The sequence below is a fragment of the Microbacterium paulum genome, from assembly GCF_015707995.1.
Taxonomy (GTDB): domain Bacteria; phylum Actinomycetota; class Actinomycetes; order Actinomycetales; family Microbacteriaceae; genus Microbacterium; species Microbacterium paulum.
Genome location: NZ_JAAGRY010000006.1, coordinates 23,002 through 43,684, shown reverse-complemented (window position 1 = coordinate 43,684; position 20,683 = coordinate 23,002). Strand labels below are relative to the sequence as shown.

Sequence of the window (20,683 nt, the reverse complement as noted above, 5' to 3'; positions counted from 1 at the left end):
GGCATGAACGAGAGCGTGCTCGGCAAAGTCGTCGCGGTCGGCATCGCGATCGCGTTCCTGCTGAGCGTAGCCTTCGCGTTCATCGGCGAGACGGTCACGACGTGGATTTGCGGCACCGCACCGCAGGCCGACCATCTGTTCTCGGGGCTCTGGCTCGCGCTCACCGGACAGGCCGACGTGTACGAGGCATCCGGTGCGTGCGCGTTGCCGGTGTGGCAGATCCGCGTCGCCGATCTGCTGGCTGTCTTTATCGTTGTCGGCGGGGGCATCGCGCTCATCGTTTGGTACCGCCGCTACCGGCACTCAGACCGCGCGTTCATCGCGGATCTTCGAATGCGCCCAGGGTTCGCGACAGCAGCCGACATCCGCTCGCACCTCTCAGCGAAGGCTGCCATTCGCCGTGCGAAGCAGCTGCGCCCCGACCTCACACACCCGGCGGCGACCGATGTCGCCTGGCGGGTCGGAGCGTCACGCGGCATGGACGTGTTCGTATCCATCGAAGACTCCGTGACGCTCGAAGGACCTCCTCGGTCCGGCAAGGGATACCGCGTTCTGATCTCCGCGATCCTTGACTGGGCGGGTCCGCTCATCACGACCTCGACCACGAATGACAACCTGACTGCGACGATGCAGATGCGGGCACGCCGCGGAACGGTGCACGTTTTCGATCCGCAGGGGCTGTCCGGCATCCGCGACACGCTCCGCATAGACCCGATAGCGGGATGTGCAGACCCACTCGTCGCGATGCAGCGGGGCATGGCGATCATCACGGGCACCGCGCTCGGGCGCAGCAGCCAGAATGAAGAATGGGCGCAGGCCGCGGGGATCATCCTGGCCCGCCTTTTGCACGCTGCGGCGGTCGGCGGCGGGACGATCGATGACCTCTACGACTGGGGATCGAGCCCTTTCGCCGCCCGAAATGCCGTGCCCTTCCTCCGGGTGGCAGGAGCACCTGGCTGGGCGGAGAGTCTTGCGGCAACCATCAACGGTGACGAGAAGTTGCTTTCGTCGATCTGGTTCGGCGTGCAGAACGCTGTCGCGCCGCTCGCCGTCCCGCAAGTGCGTGACAGCCTGCAGCCGCGTGAGGGCGACGCGCCCCTCGTCGTCGAGGAGTTCCTCGCCGACGAGAACACCCTGTATCTGATCGGGTCGGCCGCAGGCGCCACGGCCATGGGAGGCTGGATCAGCGCACTGCTCGACAGCATTGTCGAGGATGCCAGAACGAAGGCACTCGCGACCCCCGGATCGCGTCTCCAGCTGCCGCTGGGGCTGATTCTCGACGAGATCGTGAATATGTTCCGGTGGGCGAACCTCCCCCGCATCATGGCCGACGGCGGAGGCCGCGGAATCTGCACCCTGGTTGTGCTGCAAGCTCTGTCGCAGGCTGAGACGGCGTGGTCGCGGGCTGAGGCTGACACCATCTGGGCTGCGGCGACCGCGAAGGTGGTGCTCGGCGGCGCATCCCACGTCGATCACCTGCGCGACATCGAAGCACTGCTCGGAGTTCGCGACACGAGCCGACGACAGCGCTCGTGGTCGACCCAGCAGACCGGACACAACACGACTCTCGTGAACGAACGCCGGCCGCTGATGTCAGTCGACGAGATCAGACGGATGCCACCCGAGATCGGCCTGCTCGCCTACCGCAACCAACGCACGGTATTGCTCGACCTTGCGGGGTGGGACGCCCGGCGCGATGCGCGGGACGTCAGCGCAGGCAAGGCTCTCACCGAGCGCGAGCAACGCGCCGTGTTCGCCGAAGCAATCACGGCTCCGCACACCCCCACGTCTCCGATCCCGTCGACGCCCTCGGTAGAAGTCCCGGCGAAGGAGGGCGAGGCATGAGCGATGACCCGAACGAGAAGATGCTGCAAGCACTTGCCCACCAGTCCGCGGGTCGCCCCGACCCGGGGCCGAGCTCGTACGCAAGTCGCACCGTCGACTGGCGAACGCTCACCGATGAGCGCGCACCGGTGGAATGGGGAGCGCTACGCGCATGGGTCGAGTGGTTTACCGTGCGCTTCGATGTGCCCGCCAATGTCGTGCCGGATTGCTGGTGGCGCCACGGCGAGATCGTCGAGGAGCTGGCCGCCCTGCGCTCCGCACATCTCCTGCTCTTCGATCCGTCCGATCGAGGGACGGGCCCGAGCACATGGCTGCAGTATCTGTCGACCGCTCTTCCCCGCCTCACGCGTGCGGGCGGTGGGTGTACGCGTGAGCATCGGGAGCAGCTCTCTCGCTCGTGGGTGAACGCCACCGACGAGCAGGCATGGACCGCATGGGTCACTCAGTCCCATGCTCACCAGGACGGCTCCGGCCGCCCCTGATCGAAAGGAAAGAGAGATGACAACGAGAATCCCGGTCACGCTCGAGGGCAACCTCACCGCTGACCCCGAGCACGGTGAAGCCGATGCCGGCAACCGGTGGGCGAGGTTCACCGTCGCGGTCAACGACCGGCGCCTCAACGAGACCACGGGTGTGTGGGAAGACGCCGGCACCGTCTTCCATCGCGTCGTCGTGTTCAACCAGCAGGCCAGCCATGTCGCCGCGTCGCTCCGCAAGGGTGACAGCGTGCTCGTCGCCGGCGACCTGCGGTTCGGGTCGTACACCGACAAGGAGTCGGGCGTGACCCGCGAGACGCGCGACGTCGTCGCTGAGAACGTGGGCGCTTCGCTCAAGTTCACCAACGTCGGTGTCGACCGCGCCCCAAAAGCTAGCGGCCCCGCAGCAACGGGGCCGGTAGCAGAACCGGCGCGGTACGCCGACTCGGGCATCACTCGCTGAACCGTCGAGAACAGGAGCGGGCGAGAGTCATCGTACTCTCGCCCGCTCCGCTGCGTTCGTGTGAACGGCAACCGAATCACGCGTAGCAGTGGAAGACACGCCACCCTTCCTCGGTGGGATAAACGTCGAACACCATGCTCTCGCCGGCGTTGTCGGTGCCCTGAAACCGCCAGCCATAAAAGCCACGCTCGGCTCGGGGATCGGTCGCCCACACGCTGTCGCGGAGCCGAGTGGGGACGTCGCTGACTCGCCAGCGGCGCCCTGCGTAGAACATGCGTGAGGGCACGTCGTCCTCGAACCACAAGGTGAGTTCATGTTCCACGAATACATCGATCATGGTTCCATAGTGTAGAAGTTTTGTTCGATCACGCCTAGCGTGAAGTGGCGCCGAGATGTCGAAAGGAAGCCGAGGTTGTGGGGACGAACCGCCGCTATGCCGAGTCGATCGATCGCGGCATCAACGAACGGATCCTCGACGGAATCGCTCGAGAAGGCAAGTTAGAAACCTTGACGAAAGTTGAGCTCGAACTCGATGCACGAACCGTGACAACCGACCCGAAGCCGGCAAAGGTTCGCGCGTGGGTCCGGTTCGGGAGCACGCCAGTGATCGTGGATGCCGAAGCGTGCATGTGGACCGAGCACGCGGTGGCGATCCGTTTCCGCGCCGACAAACGCGAGTGGCGCTGCTGGGTCTGGCGGGGCGCGGTGCGGTGATCAGCGACCGAGGGAGGTCGTCGCCCGCGCACCAACAGGCGCTGCCACCCAAGCGTCGTCCGAATCGAGCCGCATCTCGGTCGACGGATTGGCGTGAGCAGCGAGCAGCGCTTCAAGACGCTTCTCGGCAGCCTCGCGAGCCGCGATGTCCGTCAGCACATCAGCATCGACATCGTCGGCGCGCTCCCTGTTCGCCGATCCCCGAGCGTGGGTGATGGCGGCTCGACCCTGGATGCGGGACTCCAGGAGCTGCAGCGCGCTGAACGCTTCAGCGATCTGCTCGTCAATAGAGCTTGTGGCATCCGGCTGGCGATCGCGGGCCGCGCGCGCCAGTTCGGCGCGTGCTGCGTCTCGCGAGTCATCGATCGTCACCTCGGGAAGCCCGCGCATCATCGCGTCAGCGATCACTCCTGCGGCAGTTTGGTGCGGCCTGACGAGAGCGATCGCATCATTGCGCAGGCGCCCGCGCGTCATCCCGACGTACAGTCCGGCGGCATCCACACCGGGGCCGACCATCGAGACGTCGGTCGTCTCGCCTTGGATGCCGTGCACAGTCGAGGCGTAGGCGAGGTGCACGTGGTCGGCGGCATAGTCTGCGCTCACGTGGCGGATGTCCGCACTGTCTGTCGTACTCACCAGCTGGATACCCTCGGCGTTGATGTCGCGCACGAGCCACATAGCTCGGTTCTCCACCCCCGCGACGCTGTCGTTGAGACGCGTCTGGACGATGTCGCCGATCAGGATGCGTTGATCGTCCATCCCCACCGCGATCGCCCGTAGGTCAAGTTCCCCACGGTCGACCCGCCGTTGCTGAATCTCGTCGTTGATCGCGTCGGCTTCGTCGTTCGTGGCTACGACAAGCGCGATGCGCTGACGAGCGGATGCCGCGGTGAAGTACGCGTGCAGCATCACGTCTCGCGCCATGCGCTCGTCGGTGACGGCGTGCACCTGCCCACGCTGAGCCAGCGCTCCGGCCACTTCGAGGGCGGCGTCTCGCGACTCCGGGTCGCGCATTCGCAACGTCAGCGCCGCGTAGTCAGCGTCCCGGAAGCGGTGTACCGCCGACATCTCAACGACCGCACCACTGCGACGTGCCATGCACGCCATCGCTCCGGAGTGCCCCACGGGCATCGCTTGGAGGTGGTCGCCCACCATTGCGATCTGCGCGCCCGTTTCCTCGGCCAGCTCCGCGAGTGCACGAGCTGTGTGCAGGTCGACCATGCCGGCCTCATCCACGACGATGCGGGCGTCGACCTCGATTGGGTATCGGCGGGGTCCGAGATAGGCGATGCCCGCGGCATCCACCTCACCGACGCGGAGTCGCATCCAGGCCTCTCGACCAGCCCCGTCGTAGCCCCATCGCCACCCGTGATCGGCGAGCAGCGCGTGAAGGCTTGACGCATCCGCGCCGATCTCGCGGGCCGCGACCGACGCCGCCTTCTTTGTCGGCGCGACGACGATCATGCGGCGGTACTGCAGCCGAAGCGCCTCGCTCGCGAGCCGGAGCATCGTGGTCTTGCCCGCGCCGGCAGGTCCCGTGATGGCGACGAGTCGGTTCGTTCCGGCGATCGCCGCGGCAGCATCGAGCTGCCCGCGATCGAGGTCGACTCCAGCCAGGGCGCGGGCCGCAACGCGGTCGAGCACGTCTTCGCTGATGTTGATACCCGCAGCATTGAGCCTGTCGAACCTCTCGGCGAGTTCGAGCTTGAGCAAAGCGGTCTGCGGCGTCATGAAGGCTTTGACATGCTGGGGTCGGTCCGCGTCGATGCTCAGTACATCGACGAGCTCAGTCGTCGCGCGCGCGACGACGTCATCGATCAAAGGCGCAAGATCGTCGCGACTAGCGATGACGCCGGAGGAGGCGACCGCTCGCGTCGCGCCAGCCCGGACGTCGATGAGACTGAACCTCCCTCCGGATGCCGCGGACCGGCTGTCGGCGTCGACAAGGGCTTTGGCGGCGAGGAGGTCACGGTCTGGATCCGCTGGAGCTCGCGCGGCGACCGGTCGAGGCTCGACCGGTGACAACAGTGCAGGTTCGATCGCCGCGATCTCGTCGCGAACCAGCTGCTCCCACTCCCCCTCGTCGAGGTGCTGCGGTTTTGTCGGGCGGTCTTTCGACCACGCGAACCGGTCGATCTGGCGGATGATGTCGCGGTCGGGTTCCTGGCCGGGATGGTCCGCTCGCCATGCGGCGAGCTTGACCGCTCGATTCGCTTCGATCTGGTTGGAGCGGCGCGACATCGGTCGGACTGCGGCGGCGACCTCAGCCACCTCGCCATCGTCGTTGATCGTGTATCCATGCCGCGCCAATGCCTCGATCCACTGCGGATCGGTGCGCGCAGCGAGCTCACCCTCGGCATTGATCAACGTGTGCAGCTTCATCGCGACCCGCGAGTCGACGTTCGACCACGCGCCGTCCACTCCCTGCACCTTGACGCTCAGCCAGAGGTGGCGGTGGATGTGGGGGTCGAGCGCGCGCGAGCGTCGATGCTGCAGTTCGACGACTTCGAGCCGGCGGATGCTCTCTCGGATCTTGCCCCCGGCGCCGCGCCGACCGTTGAGTTCGCGCTGCCAGATGCGGATGACGCGATCGCGCAGCCGGTCTTGCAGCGCTTCGAACTCGACCGCGAGTTCCGGGTGCAGGATCGCGACGAGGCTGAACGACTTGGGCGCGTTGATCGTCCCGTCGAGCAGAAGGTCCGCTTGCGGCGAAGAAAGAACACGTCCGCGATGCTCGCCCGTGAGCGGATCGAAGCCGTCAACCCACTGGCAGAGCTGCCCCTTCGAGAGCTGGTCGGTCTCGATCGCTCCGTCTTCGACCGCGAACCTCGTGACCGTCCGCTGCCCGGTCTCGCTGTAGGCGGCGAGCGCCTCAACACCGCTCGAGAGTCGCATCGACGCATCGCACGTGCCCTCCAACGCGTAGGAGATCGCCGACCGCACCCCGTGCGAATCAACGCCGCGCTTCCAGCGCTCCAGTCCCCCGCGCATGCTCGCATACTACGCTCTTGCGTCTATTCGCGGCATGGATTCACAGAAAGTGCCTGCGTGCATTGCTCTTCTCTGTGGACGAGCTCGGCCGCCGTATGCACGCGGCGCCGTCGAGATGGCGGCCATGAGATGTCGGCTGGTATGAAGGTTCGCCATGACGAGCGGAGCGTTTGGCGCACCGCTTACGCGACTCAGAGCGGGCCGGTCAACTGAGACGCTTGCCAACCGGGCGCGGTACTCGCCGGCCATTGATCACCATTGCCCGCTGGAGGACCGCTCTGCGTTCCCGCGAGGAGCGCAATGTCGACGCGTCCAACGCCCGGCGAGGAACGTCTCGACCTTCAGCGTGAGCCGCGGTCCCCTTAGCGGAGTCCCAGCCTGCGAGCACGGAGATCCCGCCGCTTCTGCTGAGACGTCACTCGCAAGGCGTTCGCAAACAGCGACTTGAAAAGCACGGCCCGTGCGTCATCGGCGTCCTCACGCTTCGTCAAGCCGTCGAGGACAGCCGTCACGTACTCGTCACCATGAACGTCGCACCAGGTCGCAGACAGCATGCGTCCGTCGCGCTCAGAGTTGCCCTCCGGGATCTTCTCGATGTTGACGTCGGACCACAGTGTGGCACTGGGGCCATCGCTGCACGGGCAGGTGATGGTGAGGTAGTCGTTCTTCTCGATCTGATCCCACACCGACCCCGTGGCGATGAGTTCGTGCCGGTCGGCCTGCTGTGCTGCCTTCGTCGCGAAATTCACGGGTGTCCCGGCCCACACGGGCTCCTGCTCGGAAAGGTTTCGCGGCGTCCCGATCCGCTTCACGAGGACGCGACCGCTCGCGACTCCCACCTTGAAGCCGGTCGGGTGCTCCTCGGCGTGCGCGGGCCACTTGTTCTCGAGGCGCGGCACCAGTGACTTCTCACTGAAGGTCTTCACGGTGATCCCGGAGCACATGGCTCGCTCGTACCGCTGTTCGCCCCAAAAGAGCGCGAACGCTCCGTCTCCCTGGATAGCGATGAAGTCGGCGCCGAAACGGTTGAAGATGCTTACCGTCCCGCCGGTGGCTGCCTGATAGATGCTTGCCGTCGAGGCTGCATGCTTTCCTGTTCCGAGGTGTGTCGAGGACTTGAGGTCTGCGACGACCGCTACGACGTCGGGGATCTGAATCCATTTGCGCGCCTGGATGGGGAGGTCCGCGACATCGAAGTCGTCACTCCACTCCTCGACCGTCGGCTTGGAGGCGAACTCTTCCTTCGTACTGTCGTCGAGCGACTCAAGCAAGACGTCTAGGTCTACGTCCGTCTTTTGAGGCATTGGGCCCTCCCGCTAAGAACGATAGGCGGGACCTCCGACACCCGACCCGCCCGGGATACGCCGCGCTGAACGTAGGAGGCGTCCCTACGCGAGTGCGTCACCGTTCAGCTGTTCGTGACGCCGATGATTATGGCCAGCGCCGCCACTGCCGCCCCAGCGAGTAGGGCGAACCGGATCGCCCACAGTGCGTACTTCGCCTTGACCGTCGCGATCTTCGCGTTCGCGTGAATTTGGTCGGCGAGGTCTCTTACCAGTTCGTCGGGGTCGGCTGACAGCGTGCGGAGGACTTGGCTGTACCCCGTCCGATCCCCTTTGAAGTTGGTGGAGATGCTTGCGAAGAAGACCCGGTTGATTGCCTCGGGGTCCGCATCCTTGTCATTGATGCGAGGCGTGAGGGTCCATCCGCAGAGGGCCACCGTTGTCACGAGAAGGAGACATGCAAGGACCACGCACACGTCGAACAGGATGGTCCGTGCATCGAAGTCCTTCGTCAGGTTGAACGCCATTGTCGCGAGGACACCTGTGAAGGCGAGGGTCACTCCTGCCTTCGCGTCGGAGTGACGGATCCACTCGTTTACGAGCCCGAGGAGCTTCCACGCGTGGTCAGGGTTGGGCACGACGGGTGCAGGGCGGCCGTGTACGCGCGAAAAGAGTCTGAGCGCCATGGTGTCAACCTACTGACGTCGCACTCGAGTTACTGGACGACGTGCGGTGCCCTCGCGTCGAATCGACGGCACCTAGCATGAGCCGTACCCCACCGGAAGCCCGTGGCGGGCGCCCGATTTCCAAAACGGGCCCCGCTTGCGTGCACTGCCCGTATACGGATCGCGTGTCGGCTGGCTTCCATAGGATCGATAGGTCGGAAGTCCGACGACAGACCTGGGGAGTTCTTCGTGAAGATTCGTGGTGCGATCGTTTCGCTTATCGCTTGTTCGATGTTCGTGCTGGGCGGGTGCTCTGCCGGCGGAGACGTTGAGACCGACAGTTCGTCCGCCTCGCCTGCCGCGATTGAGGTCGAGGAGGATCTGGTCACCGTCGATGTGCGGATTGCCCGGTCGCTCCTGGACCAGGGCGGGTCGCTCTCCGACGAAGAGATCGTGGCCGGCGCAAAGGAGAAGGGCATCGCCGCGGTCGTTGAGGGCGACACGGTCGTCTACACGATGACGAAGCCTCAGCGTGACGAGATGCTCGCGCAGATGCGTTCTTCCGCGCAGGACGCCGCCGATGAGTTGATCGCTGACGACACGAACTCCGTAACTGGGGTGGAGTTCAACGACGCGATGACGTCGGTCAAGGTGTCTGTCGATGCTGCGAGGTACGGTGCGCTGGAGAGCTTGCTCGCGCTCGGGTTCTACATCCAAGGCGCGCTCTACCAGCAGTTCAATGGCGTCGCTCCCGACGACATCGACGTGATCGTCGAATTCGTCGACGACGCGACGGGCGCGGTGCTGGACACCGGGTCGTACCGGGAGATGGGCGAGAACCTCGGCCAGTAGGACTTCCCGCTCGGATCCCACCGCGCGGAGCGGCGCCCTCTGCGTGCACTGCCCGGAAGGGGATCGCCACGGCGAGGGGACCAATGGGAGGCCGCTGCCTATGCTTCGCGTCACCCATGCGCTCCCCGACCACGTCGGTGTGCATCGCCGCGACCCAGCCGCGCATGGGAGCGCGGCTCAGCCGGCAGCGATCTCACCGCTGCCGCTGGTGCCTCTTGTGATCTGTGCGGGGTCGCCCGTGTAGACGAGTTCGCTGCTGCCGCTCACGGTGGCGTCGAGGTCTTCGCTGACGTGCACGCGGGCGTCGGCGCTTCCCCTGAGCGAAGCGCTCGCGGTCTTCGTGCGCAGGTCGCCGGCGTCGACGTCGGCCGACCCGTCCAGGGTCAGCTGCAGCGACTCGCTCGCTCCTTCGACGGTGACGTCGCCCGAGCCCACGACCGTCACGGTCAGGTCGTCGGTCTCGACTCCCGTGAGCGTCGCACTGCCCGAGCCGCGGATCTCGATCGTGCCCGTCCGGCCGAATGCGCCGGCGCCTGACACGCTCCCCGAGCCCGTGATCCGCACTCGGTCGAGGCTCCGGACGGTGAGCTCGTACCGGATGAGCGTCGGCCCCAGCGCCCCGAGGTCGGAGTCGAGCACGAGCGTGCCGTCGTCCACCTCGGCCGTGAGCGACGAGATCACATTGCTCGCCGCGGTGATCGTGAGCGACTCGGTCTCACCGACTGTGACGGTGAGGTCGCCGCTCGTGCGCAGATCGAGTGCCGACACCCCGGCGATGTCTCGCTCCTGGGTCGCCCGCGGACCGGCGAGAAGCACCGGCCCGCAGGCTGCGAGCGGCGCGGTGACGGCGAGCGCTGCAACCACCAGGGTCGTGCGGCCGATCATACGACGGATGCCCATTCGCGCTGCGCCTCTCAGCGACGGATCTCGTCGACCGGCACCGGCGCCGCGGCCGGGATGCGCGGCCATGCCCACGACGCGCGCAGGATGAACGCGAGCAGCAGCAGCTCGACGCCGATCGAGAGGACGTAGAAGGGCGCCCACTCCCAGCTCTCCCCGACCGCGTTGAAAGCGGTGACGGGGATGTACAGCGCGGCCACCAGGAGGTTCGCGATCCGGTTCGCCTGAGCGGGGAGCACCACCGAGAGAGTGATCATGAGCGACGGGACTGCGAGCAGCGCGAGGAACGCGGTCATCAGGGGCGGGCTGATCTCGAACTCGAACACGAGCCCGGCCTGGATGTCGTCGAGGATTCCCGGTCGGTACAGGTGGTAGTAGTCGACGTAGATGTAGAGGAACATGAGGCTCGCCCATGCGGCGGCGAGCTTCGCCTGCACAGGCATCGCCACGGTGGCGAGCGGGGCCTGGAGCTTCGGAATGGTCATCGGTCCTTCTTTCCTTGAGGTGATCCGCCGGAGTGGCGGCAGGTTCGGTGCGCCCGAGTCGCGCTCGTCAGACGGCGACCACGACCTTCCCCCGGGTGTGGCCGGCGCCGACGTGGGCGAGGGCCTCGGCCGCGGCTTCGAGAGGGTAGGTGCGGTCGATGGCGGGCGCGACCTCTCCGGTGGCGAGCAGGTCGGCGAGGGCGAGCAGGTCCTGGCGCCTGCCGACGGATGTGAACGGCCTCAGCCGCTGTCGGGTGAACCCCGACAGGATGCGCGCCTTCGCGATGCGCCCCAGCGGCCCGAACCAGCGTCCACCGCGCCCGCTGTTGGGGATCAGGGTGCCGGTCGGCGCGAGCGCGGCGCGCACCTCGGCCAGCGGCTGCGCCTCGACGTTGTCGAAGATCACGTCGTACCGGCTCCCGGCGCGGGTGACGTCGGTCGCCGTGTAGTCGATGACGTGGTCGGCGCCGAGCATCCGGACCATTTCGAGGTTGGCGGTGCGGCACACGCCGGTCACCTCGGCGCCGAGCGCCTTCGCGATCTGCACCGCGAACGAGCCGACTCCGCCCGACGCGCCGGTGACCAGCACCGTCTGGCCCGGCTGCACCTTCGCGATATCGCGCAGAGCCTGCAGCGCGGTCATGCCCGACGTGGGCACCGCCGCCGCCTCTGTGATCGACAAGCCCGGGGGGACGGGAACGAGGTTCTCGGCCCTCACGCACGCGTACTGGGCGAGCGCACCCGAGCCGGTCCATCCGAACACCTCGTCGCCGGGGTGCAGTGCGGTGACATCGGTGCCCACCGCGGTCACGACACCGGCGAGGTCCATGCCGGGGATGCCGTGGCGCGGGCGCCGCAGCCCGAACATCAGGCGCACCATGTACGGTTCGCCGGTCATGACGAAGTAGTCACCCGGATGCACTGAGGCGGCACCCACCCGCACGAGCACCTCACCGCGCCCGGGCTCCGGTACGGCGACATCGCTCATCTCGAGCACCGAGGGCGGCCCGTAGCGGTGCTGCACCGCGGCTCGCATCGTCAGGGTCGTGTTCGTTGTCATGGCTCGAGCATCGCCGTCGCACCGGCGCCGCGTCATCGGCCGGGAGGCCCTCATCCCGTCAGCCGAAAGTACGGTTCGCAGTCCGTGCCGACGACGGATGCCCCGAGCCGGCCGCCCCGGCGAGCATCGAGGCATGTCGTATCCCACGAATGCCACCCGCCCGACAGCCGCGCACGGCACAACGCGCGCGAAGACGGGATGGCCGGTGATCGCGGGCCTGGTGCTGCTGAGCGTGCTCCCGGTGATCGGCGGCGCGCTTCGCCTGGGAGAGGTGAGCGCCGACCCCGGGAGCGCCCCGAGCGGGGTCGCGGCGGTGGCGATCGTCACGCACATCGTGGCGATGACGGTGTTCTGCCTGCTCGGCGGGTTCCAGTTCTCACCCGCGCTGCGAACCCGGCGCCGCTGGCACCGCACCGCCGGCCGCACCCTGATCCCCTCCGGGTTCCTCGCGGCGGCATCCGCGATCTGGTTGGCGGTCTTCTTCGGCGGGCCGCCCGATGAGTTCGCGACCGCGATGGTCCGTCTCGTCTTCGCCGCGGCGATGGCGGTATTCCTCGTGGAGGCGGTCATCGCGATCCGGCGACGAGACTTCACCGCGCACGGAGCCTGGATGACACGCGCGTACGCGCTCGCCGTCACCGGCGGAACCCAGGCGGTCGTCTCCATCGTGTGGTCGATCCCGTTCGGCGAGCCCGCTGCCGCCGGCGAGACGTGGGTCGTCGCGGCGGGGTTCGTGATCAACGCCGTCGTGGCCGAGGTGCTGATCCGGCGACGGGCCGCCCGGCGGATGCCCTGCGTGCCCGCCCACGCGACTCCGTGAGCATCCGGTCGTGCGCTTGTATCCTGACCCGGTGACCGGGCTCTGGCGTTCCGCGTGGACTGCGCCCGGCGCCGTGCCGTCACCGCCGCGCCGGGTCTGGCGGGACTGGCTGCTGCTCGCCCTCATCACGTCCACAGCGGTGGTCGAGGCACTCTTCCGCACCGACCTCGCACACCCGCTGCCCGCGGCGATCGCGCTGCTCGCGGTGGCGCCGACGGTGCTGTGGCGGCGCACCCGGCCGCTGCTCATGCTCGTGATCGTGATGGTGCCGGTCGATCTGCTGCTGCCCGACTCGGCCCTGTACGCGAGCCTGTTCGTCGTGGTGATGGTGTACGCCCTGTTCCGGTGGGGATCGGGACGCGACCTCATGATCGGCTCGGCCGTGATGCTCGTCAGCCTCGCCCTCACGTTCAGCCGGGGCGGCGGCATCGACGAGCTGGTCGGCGGGTTCGCGCTGCTGCTCGCTGCGGTGCTGCTGGGCGTCGCGCTGCGCAGCCGGGCGGCGTCGAGGGAGCGGCTGCTCGACAGCATCCGCACACGAGAGCGCGAGCACCTCGCGCGCGACCTGCACGACACCGTCGCCCACCACGTGTCAGCCATCGCGATCCGCGCGCAGGCGGGCCTGGCGGTGGCGGCGCACGACCCGAGCGCCGCACGCGACGCACTCGGCGTGATCGAGTCCGAGGCCGCCAAGACCCTGGGCGAACTGCGGTCGATGGTGCGGGTGCTGCGGCACGGCGAGACGGCCGATCTCGCGCCGAGCCCCAGCCTCGGCGACATCGCGCAGCTCGCCGGTACACGGCCAGGCGGCGTGGTGGTCGCCGTGACGGTCGAAGGCGACGACGGCAGCATCCCGCCGCCGGTGGCCGCTGCGGTGTTCCGCATCGCGCAGGAGTCGGTGACCAACGCCCTCCGTCACGCGCGCCAGGTCACCGACGTCACCGTGCGCGTCGAGGCCGACGAGCAGGGCGTGCGGCTGAGCGCCACGAACGACGGAGACATCCCCACATCGCCCACGCCAGGCTTCGGCATCATCGGGATGATGGAGCGCGCCGCGCTGCTCGGCGGCACCTGCCACGCAGGACCGGCGCCGGGCGGCGGCTGGGCCGTCACCGCTGTGCTTCCTCGTGTTGGATGGGCACCATGACCATCCGCGTGCTCGTCGCCGACGACCAGGAGCTCGTGCGCACGGGGTTGAGCATGATCCTTCAGGCGCAGCCCGGCATCGAGGTCATCGGACAAGCGGTCGACGGCAACGAAGCGGTCGCCCTGGCGCGAAGCCTGCGACCAGACGTCTGCCTGTTCGACATCCGGATGCCGGGCCTCGACGGCATCGAGGCGACGCGCATGCTCGCAGGCCACGGCGTCCACGACCCGATGGCGGTCGTCATCATCACGACCTTCGACCTCGACGAGTACGTCTTCGCCGCGCTGCGGGCGGGTGCCAAGGGATTCCTGCTCAAGGATGCCGGCGCGGAGCTGCTCGCCCAGGCGATCCGCGCCGCCGCCCGCGGCGACGCCCTGATCGCCCCCAACGTCACGGTGCGGCTGCTCGAGGCCTTCGCCGGAACCGGCCCCGCCGACCCACTGCCGCAACCGGTCGAACCGCTCACCGAACGCGAGGAGCAGGTGCTCGCGGCAGTCGCGCGGGGGCTGAGCAACAGCGAGATTGCGAGCGAGCTCTACATCACGCTGAGCACGGTGAAGACGCACGTCGCGAGCCTCATGACCAAGCTCGACGCCCGCAACCGCGTCGAGATCGCCATCTGGGCGCACCAGACGGGGCGGACCCGCGCGCGAAGTGACGGCGAGCGGAACTAACTTCCCGTGCCGCTCAGCGGTCCGCCGCCGAGCTGGCCGCGGCGCCGGCTGAGGTAGGCCCGCTCGGCCGGATTTCCGGCGAGCTCGAGGGCACGATCGTATGCAGCGCGGGACTCGTCGCTGCGCCCGATCCGCCGCAGCAGGTCGGCGCGCGTCGCGTGGAAGGCGTGGTACCTGTCGAGGGCGTGCCCGAGTCGCTCGATGTCGGCCAGGGCGACATCGGGTCCGTCCAATTCGGCAATGGCGACCGCGCGATTGAGCCGTGTGATCGGGGAGGCGTCCACCTGCATCATGCGGTCGTAGAGGGCGACGATCTGAGCCCAATCAGTGTCGCGCGCGGACGCGGCCGACGTGTGGACGGCGTTGATGGATGCCAGAAGCTGATACCGGCCGGGTGGGCTCCCGCTGGCGATCCTCTCGCGCACCAGCCCGTGCCCCTCAGCGATGAGGGCGCGGTTCCACGCGCCTCTGTCCTGTTCGTCGAGCGTCACGAGCTCGCCCGTGGCGGACACGCGAGCCGCGCGGCGGGCATCGGTGAGGAGCATCAGTGCGAGCAGTCCGGTGACCTCGCCCTCATCGGGGAGGTGCGCGCGAAGCAGGCGGCTGAGGCGGACCGCCTCATCGGTGAGCTCGGTGCGCACCGGGTCGCCGTCTCCGGACCCGAGGTAGCCCTCGTTGTAGATCAGGTAGACCACTGCCAGCACTCCGGCGAGCCGCTCGTGCAGGTCGGCCGTCGACGGCACGCGGAAGGGGATCCCCGATGCTCTGATCTTCGCCTTCGCGCGGGTGATCCGCTGCGCCATCGTGGTCTCGGGCACCAGGAAGGCTCGGGCGATCTCGCCGACGGTCAGGCCGCCGACGAGGCGGAGCGTGAGGGCGATGCGGGACTCCACCGCGAGGGTGGGGTGACAGCAGACGAAGATCAGGCGGAGCCGGTCATCCTCTACGGGTCCCACCGGATCGTGGGCGCTGTGATCGCGCAGCATGTGAGCCGCCAGATGCTTGTCGGCTCGCCGCAACTCGCGGCGCAGTCGATCGATGGCTTTCCTCGTCGCGGTCGTCGTGAGCCACGCCCCGAGGTTGGGCGGAACGCCATCGCGCGGCCAATGCTCGAGCGCGGTGACATAGGCCTCGGCGGCGGCATCCTCCGCGACGTCGAGGTCGCCGAACCGGCGGGCAAGGCCCGCCACCACCCACGCCCACTCGTCGCGGTGGGCGCGGGCGAGGGCGTCCTCAACGGCTGAGGTCGTCACGACTCCTGTGCGTCGGCGCCGTGCTTCTCGACGATCTCGTCCATGCCCGAAGGGAAGCGGTGCACCTCTTGCGGCCAGTCGAGGGCGACTGCGAGACGTCCCGCCCAGTACCGCGCTGCCTCGTCATCGGCCGCCTCGATGACGGTGAAGCCGCCCAGGTGCTCCTTCGTCTCGACGAAGGGTCCGTCGGTGAACACGGCGGTGCCGTCTTTGCTCACGACGCTGAAGATGGCGGTGGACGCATCGATCCCGCCGTCCGCGTAGAGGAAGACACCCGCCCCCTGCATGTCGTCGATCACGGCTCTGGATGCCTCGCCTTTGGCGACGAGCTGCTCGCGGGTGTGCAAGGGCACCCACTCGTCGTTGAATGCGATCAGATACTTCGGCACTGTCGTGTCCTCTCATCGGACGAGGGCCGGTCGTCGGCTCCTCGGTACACCGACCCGAATCGGTCGATCCACCTGTTCTACGAACGGCGACGGTCGGATACGACACTAACTCCGAGGAATCCCGCCGATCCAGACTCCGACGTGGACCATCAGGACCGAGCGCTGAGGACGTCGAACGGGCGATGCCCGGAAGAGGATCCTTGACCACCGTAGCCAGTGGCGCCGGTCGATAAGGTCGAGGCATGCCCTCGCGCCGTGTCCGGATCGCAGTTCTGACAGCACTGCTCGTGGCGCTTTGCGGATGTTCAGCAAAGCCGCCTGGCACCGTCTCGTCAGCATCGCCCGACACAGACGGTGCGTCGCTGGCCGCTGAGACACCGAGCACGACACCGGCACCTGATCCCACACACTCGCCGGAGCCGGTTGCGGTGCCAAATTGCGCGGAGCTGCTTAGTCTCGAGCAGGTCCGTGTCACTCTCAACGACGACCGGGTGGAGGGCCCCGACCCCCTCGATGCGATCGAGGCGCCATCTGTGGTGGGGCCGGCAGCGCGTCATACGTTCGAAACCGCGACCGATGCGGTCGGTTGCAGCTACGGCATCCCGTATTCGGACGGCGGCTTCTACGTGATCGTTCTCGCAGTCGACGCGGCGTCAGCATCGGAGCTTGTGTCTGCGCTTGAAGCGTCCAATGAGTACGAACACACCACGCGCGGCGACATCGCCATGTTCTCGAAAGGGGTCCCCGAAGGTATAGGAACTTACCTCGGCTACGCACTCGATGAGAACGTTTGGGCGATCGTCCAAGGAACGATGGTCAGCTCGACGACATCTGTCAATATCGCAGCCGACGCCGTCACCGCCGTCTTGGGATAGGACGCTGAGCCGCCCACCACTGTGGCTTCGTTCGCTTGGTGGCGGGGTTTTTGCAGCGCTCCGTGGCGGTCTTGTTGCCGCGATCACGCAGGACTGGCTGCAGGTAGGTGTCGCGGTCTGAACCGAGAGGGGTGCGCCCGGTCGGGGCCGTTTGGATCGCTGCCGCTACGTCAGAGTCCGAAGGCTCCGCCGCTGACGAGGATCACGATGCCGAGGCCGATGAGAACGATGGGGAAGAGGATGTGCTCCCAGCGTTCGAGCACTTCGGCGATCGGGGGGCGGGTGGCGACGAACTTTGCCAGGGCCACCAGGACCGCGACGAGCGCGAGGAAGACGATGCAGTAGGCGACTACTGCGAGAGGTTCCACGCTGAGGAAGACAGGGGTGTAGACGCCGATGTTGTCGCCGCCGTTGGCAAGGGTGACGCCTGCGACTGTCCACACGCCGACCTTCTTGCCGGCAACCTTGGCCTCGTCGTCATCGTCGTCATCGTCTCCGCGCCAGGCCTGCCATGCGGCCCAGAGGCCGAGGCCCAGAGGGATGAGACCGAAGTACGGGATGGCTGCCGAGGGCAGGAATGCTCCGGCACCGATGGTCACCAGGACCGCGGCACCGAGGATGCCGGCGAATCCGAGGTACTGGCCGGCCAGAATGCGGGCGGTAGTGCCGCGCTGGCCTGCCCCTCGCGCGAAGAAGAGGGAGAGCACGATGATGTCGTCGATGTTGGTCGCTGCGAACAGGCCCATCGCCTGCAAGACCGAGGTGAGGATCATGCGCCCTCCCCAGCTGCGTCGCATCCGGGAAGCGAGCAGGCGGGATCGATGCACGGGGCGTCTTCGTCCACTGCCAGGGTGGCATCGACCAGTGCCGTCAGCGCCTGCGCCAGGTGCGAATCGGCGATCTCATATCGTGTCCGACGACCCTCGGGCTCGGAGACGACGATCCCGCAATCGCGCAGGCATGCCAGGTGGTTGGACACGTTCGGGCGTGTCAGGTCCAGATCTCGGGCCAGTTCCGCCGGGTAAGCGGGATGGTCGAGCAGGGTCAAGATGATCCGGGATCGAGTGGGGTCGGCCAGTGCACGACCCAGGCGGTTCATCACGTCGAGACGCGAAGCAATAGTCAGCATGGACTGAACTATACAGCGCGCACTGAACACTCGGTCACAGGCGTCAGCCCAGATCGCATGCCCGTAAGGGGATCGGCTAGTGACACACCTCTCCCCGAGCTCCTCCGGGCTGGAATCAGGCGGTGTCTGACTGTGGACATTGTCGCTTTTTGGCGGTGTTTTGTGATCGCTTAGCCCCGATCCACCGATGACCGTGGGTGCTGGGCAGCTAACGCGACTCGGAAATGTCCCTCTGACCGGGAAGGATGGAGCATCCCTGTGGTCCTATTCATCCAACCCTGACAGTCATCTCGTAGATGCAGCGCAAACAAGCCCCGGCGTCGGTGCCCGTAGCGTTGAGCGATCCGGACAAGGACGCGAACTGCAGGCTCCTGCGAAGATCCGTCGTTTCATGTGTTCCTCTCAAGTTGCCCCGCGAGCGCGAGACATCTTGAGAAAGTATCAATCCGGAATGCGCTTGCCTAGATGCTCCTGCATACATTTACGCCGCAGGGACCAAGAACGCGACGACTACGACGCCGACTCCACTCGCCACGATGATCGCTGCTACCCCGAGCGCCGACGAGAATCGTGGCGTGGGCCGACGTGTGAGCAACAGTGTCAGCAGCACGGCAAGGATGGAAACGAGCCCGGCGCCGACATATGCGATGGTTGCCTGCAGGGCGTAGTCCGGGGGCGGCGGTGCGGGATCCACGAGTGGTCGGGCGTAGCGGAAGCTCGCAACGTATATGAGCCCTAACACGACGAGCGCGGTGACGACCGACTCGAACACCCACACGGACCGGTTGCTCATCGACCCCTGCGCTTTCATCACAACCCTTTCTAACAGCTCAACACGGTTCTCGGTCTGGCAAGCGATCGATCAGGGTAGCCCCCTCCGCTGGAGCGGGATGCGGGGCTCGCATCGGCATGTCCCGACGCGCCACAGACCAGGGCAGAATCCATCGCGCGATCAAGCTCCATCAGTAAGCTCCTGAGCGCACCCTCGATTCACCGATGAATCGCAGTATTGAATGGGTGGGAGCATTGACCGGAAATGCCCCTCGGATCAGGGAAAATAGAGCTTGTCTAAGGTTCCAATTCCCAGAAACGAGAGGCATCTCGTAGATGCAATTCAAGCACGCTCCTGCCGCGGTGTCAGCGGTGTTCGATGATCCGAATCTCGTGTCGGCCGCGGGGCTGGTGCCGATGCTGCGACTCGCGCGTTCCGCGGGGCTGGACGAGCTCGCGCGTGAGCGGTTGAGCGTCCCGACGGACAAGGGCGCGAACGCGGGCGCGAAGGTGATGTCGCTGGTGGCGGGGATGCTCGCCGGGGCGGACTCGATCGACGACATGAATCTGCTCCGCCACGGCGGGATGGGCCGGTTGTTCGATCGGACGTATGCGCCATCGACGCTGGGATCGTTCCTTCGCGAGTTCCGGTTCGGACACGTCCGGCAGCTCGATGCGGTCGCCTCCCGCGTCCTGGCGAACCTCGCTTCGGCTGCGCCGCTGCTGCGGGTGCGGGCTGGTGAGCGGGTGATGGTGGATCTGGACGACACGATCATCGAGGTCCACGGATACCAGAAGCAGGGCGCCTCGTTCGGGTACTCCGGTGTCCGCGGTTTGAACGCACTGATCGCCACGGCATCGACGTCGGCATCGGCGCCGGTGATCCTCGGGCAGCGGCTGCGGCAGGGGAAGACCGGATCCCCGAAAGGCGCCGCACGGATCGTCGGTGACGCCCTCGCCACCCTGCGCCGCACCGGCGTCGCCGCAGGGGCTCGGCCGTTGCTGCGGGCGGATTCCGCGTTCTACGGCCACGCCACGATCGGCACCGCGATCAAAGCCGGCGCCGACGTGTCGGTGACCGTCCGGATGGACCCGGCGGTGAAGGCCGCGATCGCGACCATCCCGGATGACGCGTGGGAGATGATCGAGTACACCGACTCAATCCGTGACGAAGCCACAGGCCAGTTGATCTCCAAAGCCGAGGTCGCCGAGATCGACTTCACCGCGTTCCGCTCCCGCAAGAAAGCCGAACGCGTCGCGGGACGGCTGGTGGTCCGCCGGATCCCCGACCTGAACCCGGCACAGGCGGAGCAACCGACACTGTTCGACACCTGGCGGCACCACGCGTTCTTCACCACGACCAACACGGACGACATGGACACCGTGGTGGCGGACAAGACCCACCGCGCTCACGCGATCATCGAGCAAGTCCACGCCGACCTCAAAGCCGGGCCGCTCGCGCACCTGCCCTGCGGAGTGTTCACCGCGAACAGCGCCTGGCTCGTCCTCGCCGTGATCGCGTTCAACCTCACCCGGACTGCCGGAATCATCGCCGATCGGGTGGGACGGCTCGCGAGAGCGACGACCGCGACGATCCGCCGCACCCTGATCCACGTCCCGGCGCGGCTGGCGCGCTCCGCGCGCCGGATCACGCTGCACCTACCTGAGGCCTGGCCCTGGCAGAACGCGTTCACCCAGCTATTCACGATCACGCACGCGCCGCCACCAGTCGCGGCCGTCTGACCATGGCCACGACCGCGGCACGACCGAGGAGCCAGTGGACGACCGGGATGCGACGCCCGGAGCTCAACCCTGCCCACGACACGCCACCGCACACCGACCACGCCAGCCCGGCCCACCCAAAGCTCATCGGTGGATCGAGGCTTAGTGA

The 20,683-nt window shown here is 67.1% G+C and carries 22 protein-coding genes; 10 read left to right on the top strand and 12 right to left on the bottom strand.

The genetic code is table 11. From position 1 onward, the window contains the following. Positions 1-3: 3 nt before the first annotated feature. From G3N18_RS02885 to G3N18_RS02875, 3 genes are read left to right on the top strand one after another with little or no spacing between them, the layout of a single operon-like run. A complete protein-coding gene (locus G3N18_RS02885) occupies positions 4-1,845 on the top strand; it encodes a type IV secretory system conjugative DNA transfer family protein (RefSeq protein WP_196382807.1) in 1,842 nt (613 codons plus the stop codon). Continuing rightward, positions 1,842-2,327: a DUF4913 domain-containing protein gene (locus G3N18_RS02880; protein ID WP_196382806.1), complete on the top strand. Its 486-nt coding sequence runs from the start codon at positions 1,842-1,844 to the stop codon at positions 2,325-2,327. Before G3N18_RS02885 ends, G3N18_RS02880 begins: the two co-directional genes overlap by 4 nt. Positions 2,328-2,343: 16 nt before the next feature. After that, on the top strand, positions 2,344-2,784 hold the full coding sequence (locus G3N18_RS02875; RefSeq protein WP_196382805.1) for a single-stranded DNA-binding protein: 441 nt from the start codon (positions 2,344-2,346) through the stop codon (positions 2,782-2,784). A gap of 76 nt (positions 2,785-2,860) precedes the next feature. Here the strand turns inward: G3N18_RS02875 and G3N18_RS02870 are convergent, their stop codons facing one another. Continuing rightward, on the bottom strand, positions 2,861-3,121 hold the full coding sequence (locus tag G3N18_RS02870) for a hypothetical protein (protein WP_196382804.1): 261 nt from the start codon (positions 3,119-3,121) through the stop codon (positions 2,861-2,863). Between the two features lie 77 nt (positions 3,122-3,198). Between G3N18_RS02870 and G3N18_RS02865 the strand changes: the two genes are divergently transcribed. After that, complete coding sequence (locus G3N18_RS02865; RefSeq protein ID WP_141381484.1) at positions 3,199-3,498, top strand: hypothetical protein; 300 nt, start codon at positions 3,199-3,201, stop codon at positions 3,496-3,498. Here G3N18_RS02865 and G3N18_RS02860 read toward each other — a convergent pair whose 3' ends face one another. The 3 genes from G3N18_RS02860 to G3N18_RS02850 all read right to left on the bottom strand — a co-directional run bounded on the left by G3N18_RS02860 (position 3,499) and on the right by G3N18_RS02850 (position 8,458). Further along, a complete protein-coding gene (locus tag G3N18_RS02860) occupies positions 3,499-6,489 on the bottom strand; it encodes an AAA family ATPase (protein ID WP_196382803.1) in 2,991 nt (996 codons plus the stop codon). A gap of 362 nt (positions 6,490-6,851) precedes the next feature. Continuing rightward, positions 6,852-7,793, bottom strand: coding sequence for a hypothetical protein (locus tag G3N18_RS02855; protein ID WP_196382802.1), 942 nt, complete (start codon positions 7,791-7,793; stop codon positions 6,852-6,854). Between the two features lie 104 nt (positions 7,794-7,897). Continuing rightward, the gene (locus G3N18_RS02850; RefSeq protein ID WP_196382801.1) at positions 7,898-8,458 is read right to left on the bottom strand and encodes a Pycsar system effector family protein; all 561 of its coding nucleotides are present in this window, start codon (positions 8,456-8,458) and stop codon (positions 7,898-7,900) included. A gap of 228 nt (positions 8,459-8,686) precedes the next feature. Between G3N18_RS02850 and G3N18_RS02845 the strand changes: the two genes are divergently transcribed. Beyond that, positions 8,687-9,289, top strand: a complete 603-nt coding sequence (locus G3N18_RS02845) for a hypothetical protein (protein ID WP_196382800.1) — start codon at positions 8,687-8,689, stop codon at positions 9,287-9,289. Between the two features lie 177 nt (positions 9,290-9,466). Here G3N18_RS02845 and G3N18_RS02840 read toward each other — a convergent pair whose 3' ends face one another. From G3N18_RS02840 to G3N18_RS02830, 3 genes are all read right to left on the bottom strand, one after another. Beyond that, positions 9,467-10,189 (bottom strand): head GIN domain-containing protein, encoded by a 723-nt coding sequence (locus G3N18_RS02840; RefSeq protein WP_196382799.1) that lies wholly within the window; start codon positions 10,187-10,189, stop codon positions 9,467-9,469. 14 nt (positions 10,190-10,203) lie between these two features. Beyond that, a complete protein-coding gene (locus G3N18_RS02835; protein WP_076689277.1) occupies positions 10,204-10,674 on the bottom strand; it encodes a DUF6326 family protein in 471 nt (156 codons plus the stop codon). Positions 10,675-10,741: 67 nt separating this feature from the next. Beyond that, positions 10,742-11,734 carry an NAD(P)-dependent alcohol dehydrogenase gene (locus G3N18_RS02830; protein WP_230403788.1) on the bottom strand — a complete coding sequence of 331 codons (993 nt, stop codon included), beginning with the start codon at positions 11,732-11,734 and terminating at the stop codon, positions 10,742-10,744. A 133-nt stretch (positions 11,735-11,867) separates the two neighbouring features. Here G3N18_RS02830 and G3N18_RS02825 point away from each other — a divergent pair, with 133 nt between their 5' ends. The 3 genes from G3N18_RS02825 to G3N18_RS02815 are packed head-to-tail and all read left to right on the top strand — an operon-like array spanning position 11,868 to position 14,375. After that, positions 11,868-12,554, top strand: coding sequence for a DUF2306 domain-containing protein (locus G3N18_RS02825; protein WP_196382798.1), 687 nt, complete (start codon positions 11,868-11,870; stop codon positions 12,552-12,554). 31 nt (positions 12,555-12,585) lie between these two features. Further along, a complete protein-coding gene (locus tag G3N18_RS02820; RefSeq protein WP_076689282.1) occupies positions 12,586-13,701 on the top strand; it encodes a sensor histidine kinase in 1,116 nt (371 codons plus the stop codon). Then, entirely contained in the window at positions 13,698-14,375 is a 678-nt protein-coding gene (locus tag G3N18_RS02815) for a response regulator (protein ID WP_076689284.1), read from the top strand. The genes G3N18_RS02820 and G3N18_RS02815 overlap by 4 nt, the downstream gene beginning before the upstream one ends. On the opposite strand, the gene G3N18_RS02810 is transcribed toward G3N18_RS02815, so the two are convergent. Next, positions 14,372-15,628, bottom strand: coding sequence for a DUF6596 domain-containing protein (locus tag G3N18_RS02810; protein ID WP_196382797.1), 1,257 nt, complete (start codon positions 15,626-15,628; stop codon positions 14,372-14,374). The two genes, G3N18_RS02815 and G3N18_RS02810, sit on opposite strands and share 4 nt — an antisense overlap. Further along, positions 15,625-16,017 (bottom strand): YciI family protein, encoded by a 393-nt coding sequence (locus G3N18_RS02805; RefSeq protein ID WP_076689288.1) that lies wholly within the window; start codon positions 16,015-16,017, stop codon positions 15,625-15,627. Before G3N18_RS02805 ends, G3N18_RS02810 begins: the two co-directional genes overlap by 4 nt. A gap of 242 nt (positions 16,018-16,259) precedes the next feature. Between G3N18_RS02805 and G3N18_RS02800 the strand changes: the two genes are divergently transcribed. Further along, on the top strand, positions 16,260-16,892 hold the full coding sequence (locus G3N18_RS02800) for a hypothetical protein (protein WP_196382796.1): 633 nt from the start codon (positions 16,260-16,262) through the stop codon (positions 16,890-16,892). 170 nt (positions 16,893-17,062) lie between these two features. Here the strand turns inward: G3N18_RS02800 and G3N18_RS02795 are convergent, their stop codons facing one another. The 3 genes from G3N18_RS02795 to G3N18_RS02785 form a co-directional block, all read right to left on the bottom strand. Further along, positions 17,063-17,665 carry a cadmium resistance transporter gene (locus G3N18_RS02795; protein WP_016997609.1) on the bottom strand — a complete coding sequence of 201 codons (603 nt, stop codon included), beginning with the start codon at positions 17,663-17,665 and terminating at the stop codon, positions 17,063-17,065. Beyond that, on the bottom strand, positions 17,662-18,021 hold the full coding sequence (cmtR, locus tag G3N18_RS02790) for a Cd(II)/Pb(II)-sensing metalloregulatory transcriptional regulator CmtR (RefSeq protein WP_006590980.1): 360 nt from the start codon (positions 18,019-18,021) through the stop codon (positions 17,662-17,664). Before cmtR ends, G3N18_RS02795 begins: the two co-directional genes overlap by 4 nt. Before the next feature lie 481 nt (positions 18,022-18,502). Continuing rightward, on the bottom strand, positions 18,503-18,814 hold the full coding sequence (locus tag G3N18_RS02785) for a hypothetical protein (protein ID WP_196382795.1): 312 nt from the start codon (positions 18,812-18,814) through the stop codon (positions 18,503-18,505). A 314-nt stretch (positions 18,815-19,128) separates the two neighbouring features. Here G3N18_RS02785 and G3N18_RS02780 point away from each other — a divergent pair, with 314 nt between their 5' ends. Beyond that, positions 19,129-20,535 carry an IS1380 family transposase gene (locus tag G3N18_RS02780; protein ID WP_196382794.1) on the top strand — a complete coding sequence of 469 codons (1,407 nt, stop codon included), beginning with the start codon at positions 19,129-19,131 and terminating at the stop codon, positions 20,533-20,535. The last annotated feature ends 148 nt before the right edge of the window (positions 20,536-20,683 follow it).

Bases quoted from the DNA above. Each gene is read 5' to 3' on its own strand.
- G3N18_RS02885 (WP_196382807.1), top strand. From the start codon at position 4: ATGAACGAGAGCGTGCTCGGCAAAGTCGTCGCGGTCGGCATCGCGATC.
- G3N18_RS02795 (WP_016997609.1), bottom strand. From the start codon at position 17,665: ATGATCCTCACCTCGGTCTTGCAGGCGATGGGCCTGTTCGCAGCGACC.
- G3N18_RS02825 (WP_196382798.1), top strand. From the start codon at position 11,868: ATGTCGTATCCCACGAATGCCACCCGCCCGACAGCCGCGCACGGCACA.
- G3N18_RS02785 (WP_196382795.1), bottom strand. From the start codon at position 18,814: ATGAGCAACCGGTCCGTGTGGGTGTTCGAGTCGGTCGTCACCGCGCTC.
- G3N18_RS02850 (WP_196382801.1), bottom strand. From the start codon at position 8,458: ATGGCGCTCAGACTCTTTTCGCGCGTACACGGCCGCCCTGCACCCGTC.
- G3N18_RS02855 (WP_196382802.1), bottom strand. From the start codon at position 7,793: ATGCCTCAAAAGACGGACGTAGACCTAGACGTCTTGCTTGAGTCGCTC.
- G3N18_RS02840 (WP_196382799.1), bottom strand. From the start codon at position 10,189: ATGGGCATCCGTCGTATGATCGGCCGCACGACCCTGGTGGTTGCAGCG.
- G3N18_RS02875 (WP_196382805.1), top strand. From the start codon at position 2,344: ATGACAACGAGAATCCCGGTCACGCTCGAGGGCAACCTCACCGCTGAC.
- G3N18_RS02880 (WP_196382806.1), top strand. From the start codon at position 1,842: ATGAGCGATGACCCGAACGAGAAGATGCTGCAAGCACTTGCCCACCAG.
- G3N18_RS02815 (WP_076689284.1), top strand. From the start codon at position 13,698: ATGACCATCCGCGTGCTCGTCGCCGACGACCAGGAGCTCGTGCGCACG.
- G3N18_RS02800 (WP_196382796.1), top strand. From the start codon at position 16,260: ATGCCCTCGCGCCGTGTCCGGATCGCAGTTCTGACAGCACTGCTCGTG.
- G3N18_RS02860 (WP_196382803.1), bottom strand. From the start codon at position 6,489: ATGCGCGGGGGACTGGAGCGCTGGAAGCGCGGCGTTGATTCGCACGGG.
- cmtR (WP_006590980.1), bottom strand. From the start codon at position 18,021: ATGCTGACTATTGCTTCGCGTCTCGACGTGATGAACCGCCTGGGTCGT.
- G3N18_RS02830 (WP_230403788.1), bottom strand. From the start codon at position 11,734: ATGACAACGAACACGACCCTGACGATGCGAGCCGCGGTGCAGCACCGC.
- G3N18_RS02780 (WP_196382794.1), top strand. From the start codon at position 19,129: ATGCAATTCAAGCACGCTCCTGCCGCGGTGTCAGCGGTGTTCGATGAT.
- G3N18_RS02835 (WP_076689277.1), bottom strand. From the start codon at position 10,674: ATGACCATTCCGAAGCTCCAGGCCCCGCTCGCCACCGTGGCGATGCCT.
- G3N18_RS02870 (WP_196382804.1), bottom strand. From the start codon at position 3,121: ATGATCGATGTATTCGTGGAACATGAACTCACCTTGTGGTTCGAGGAC.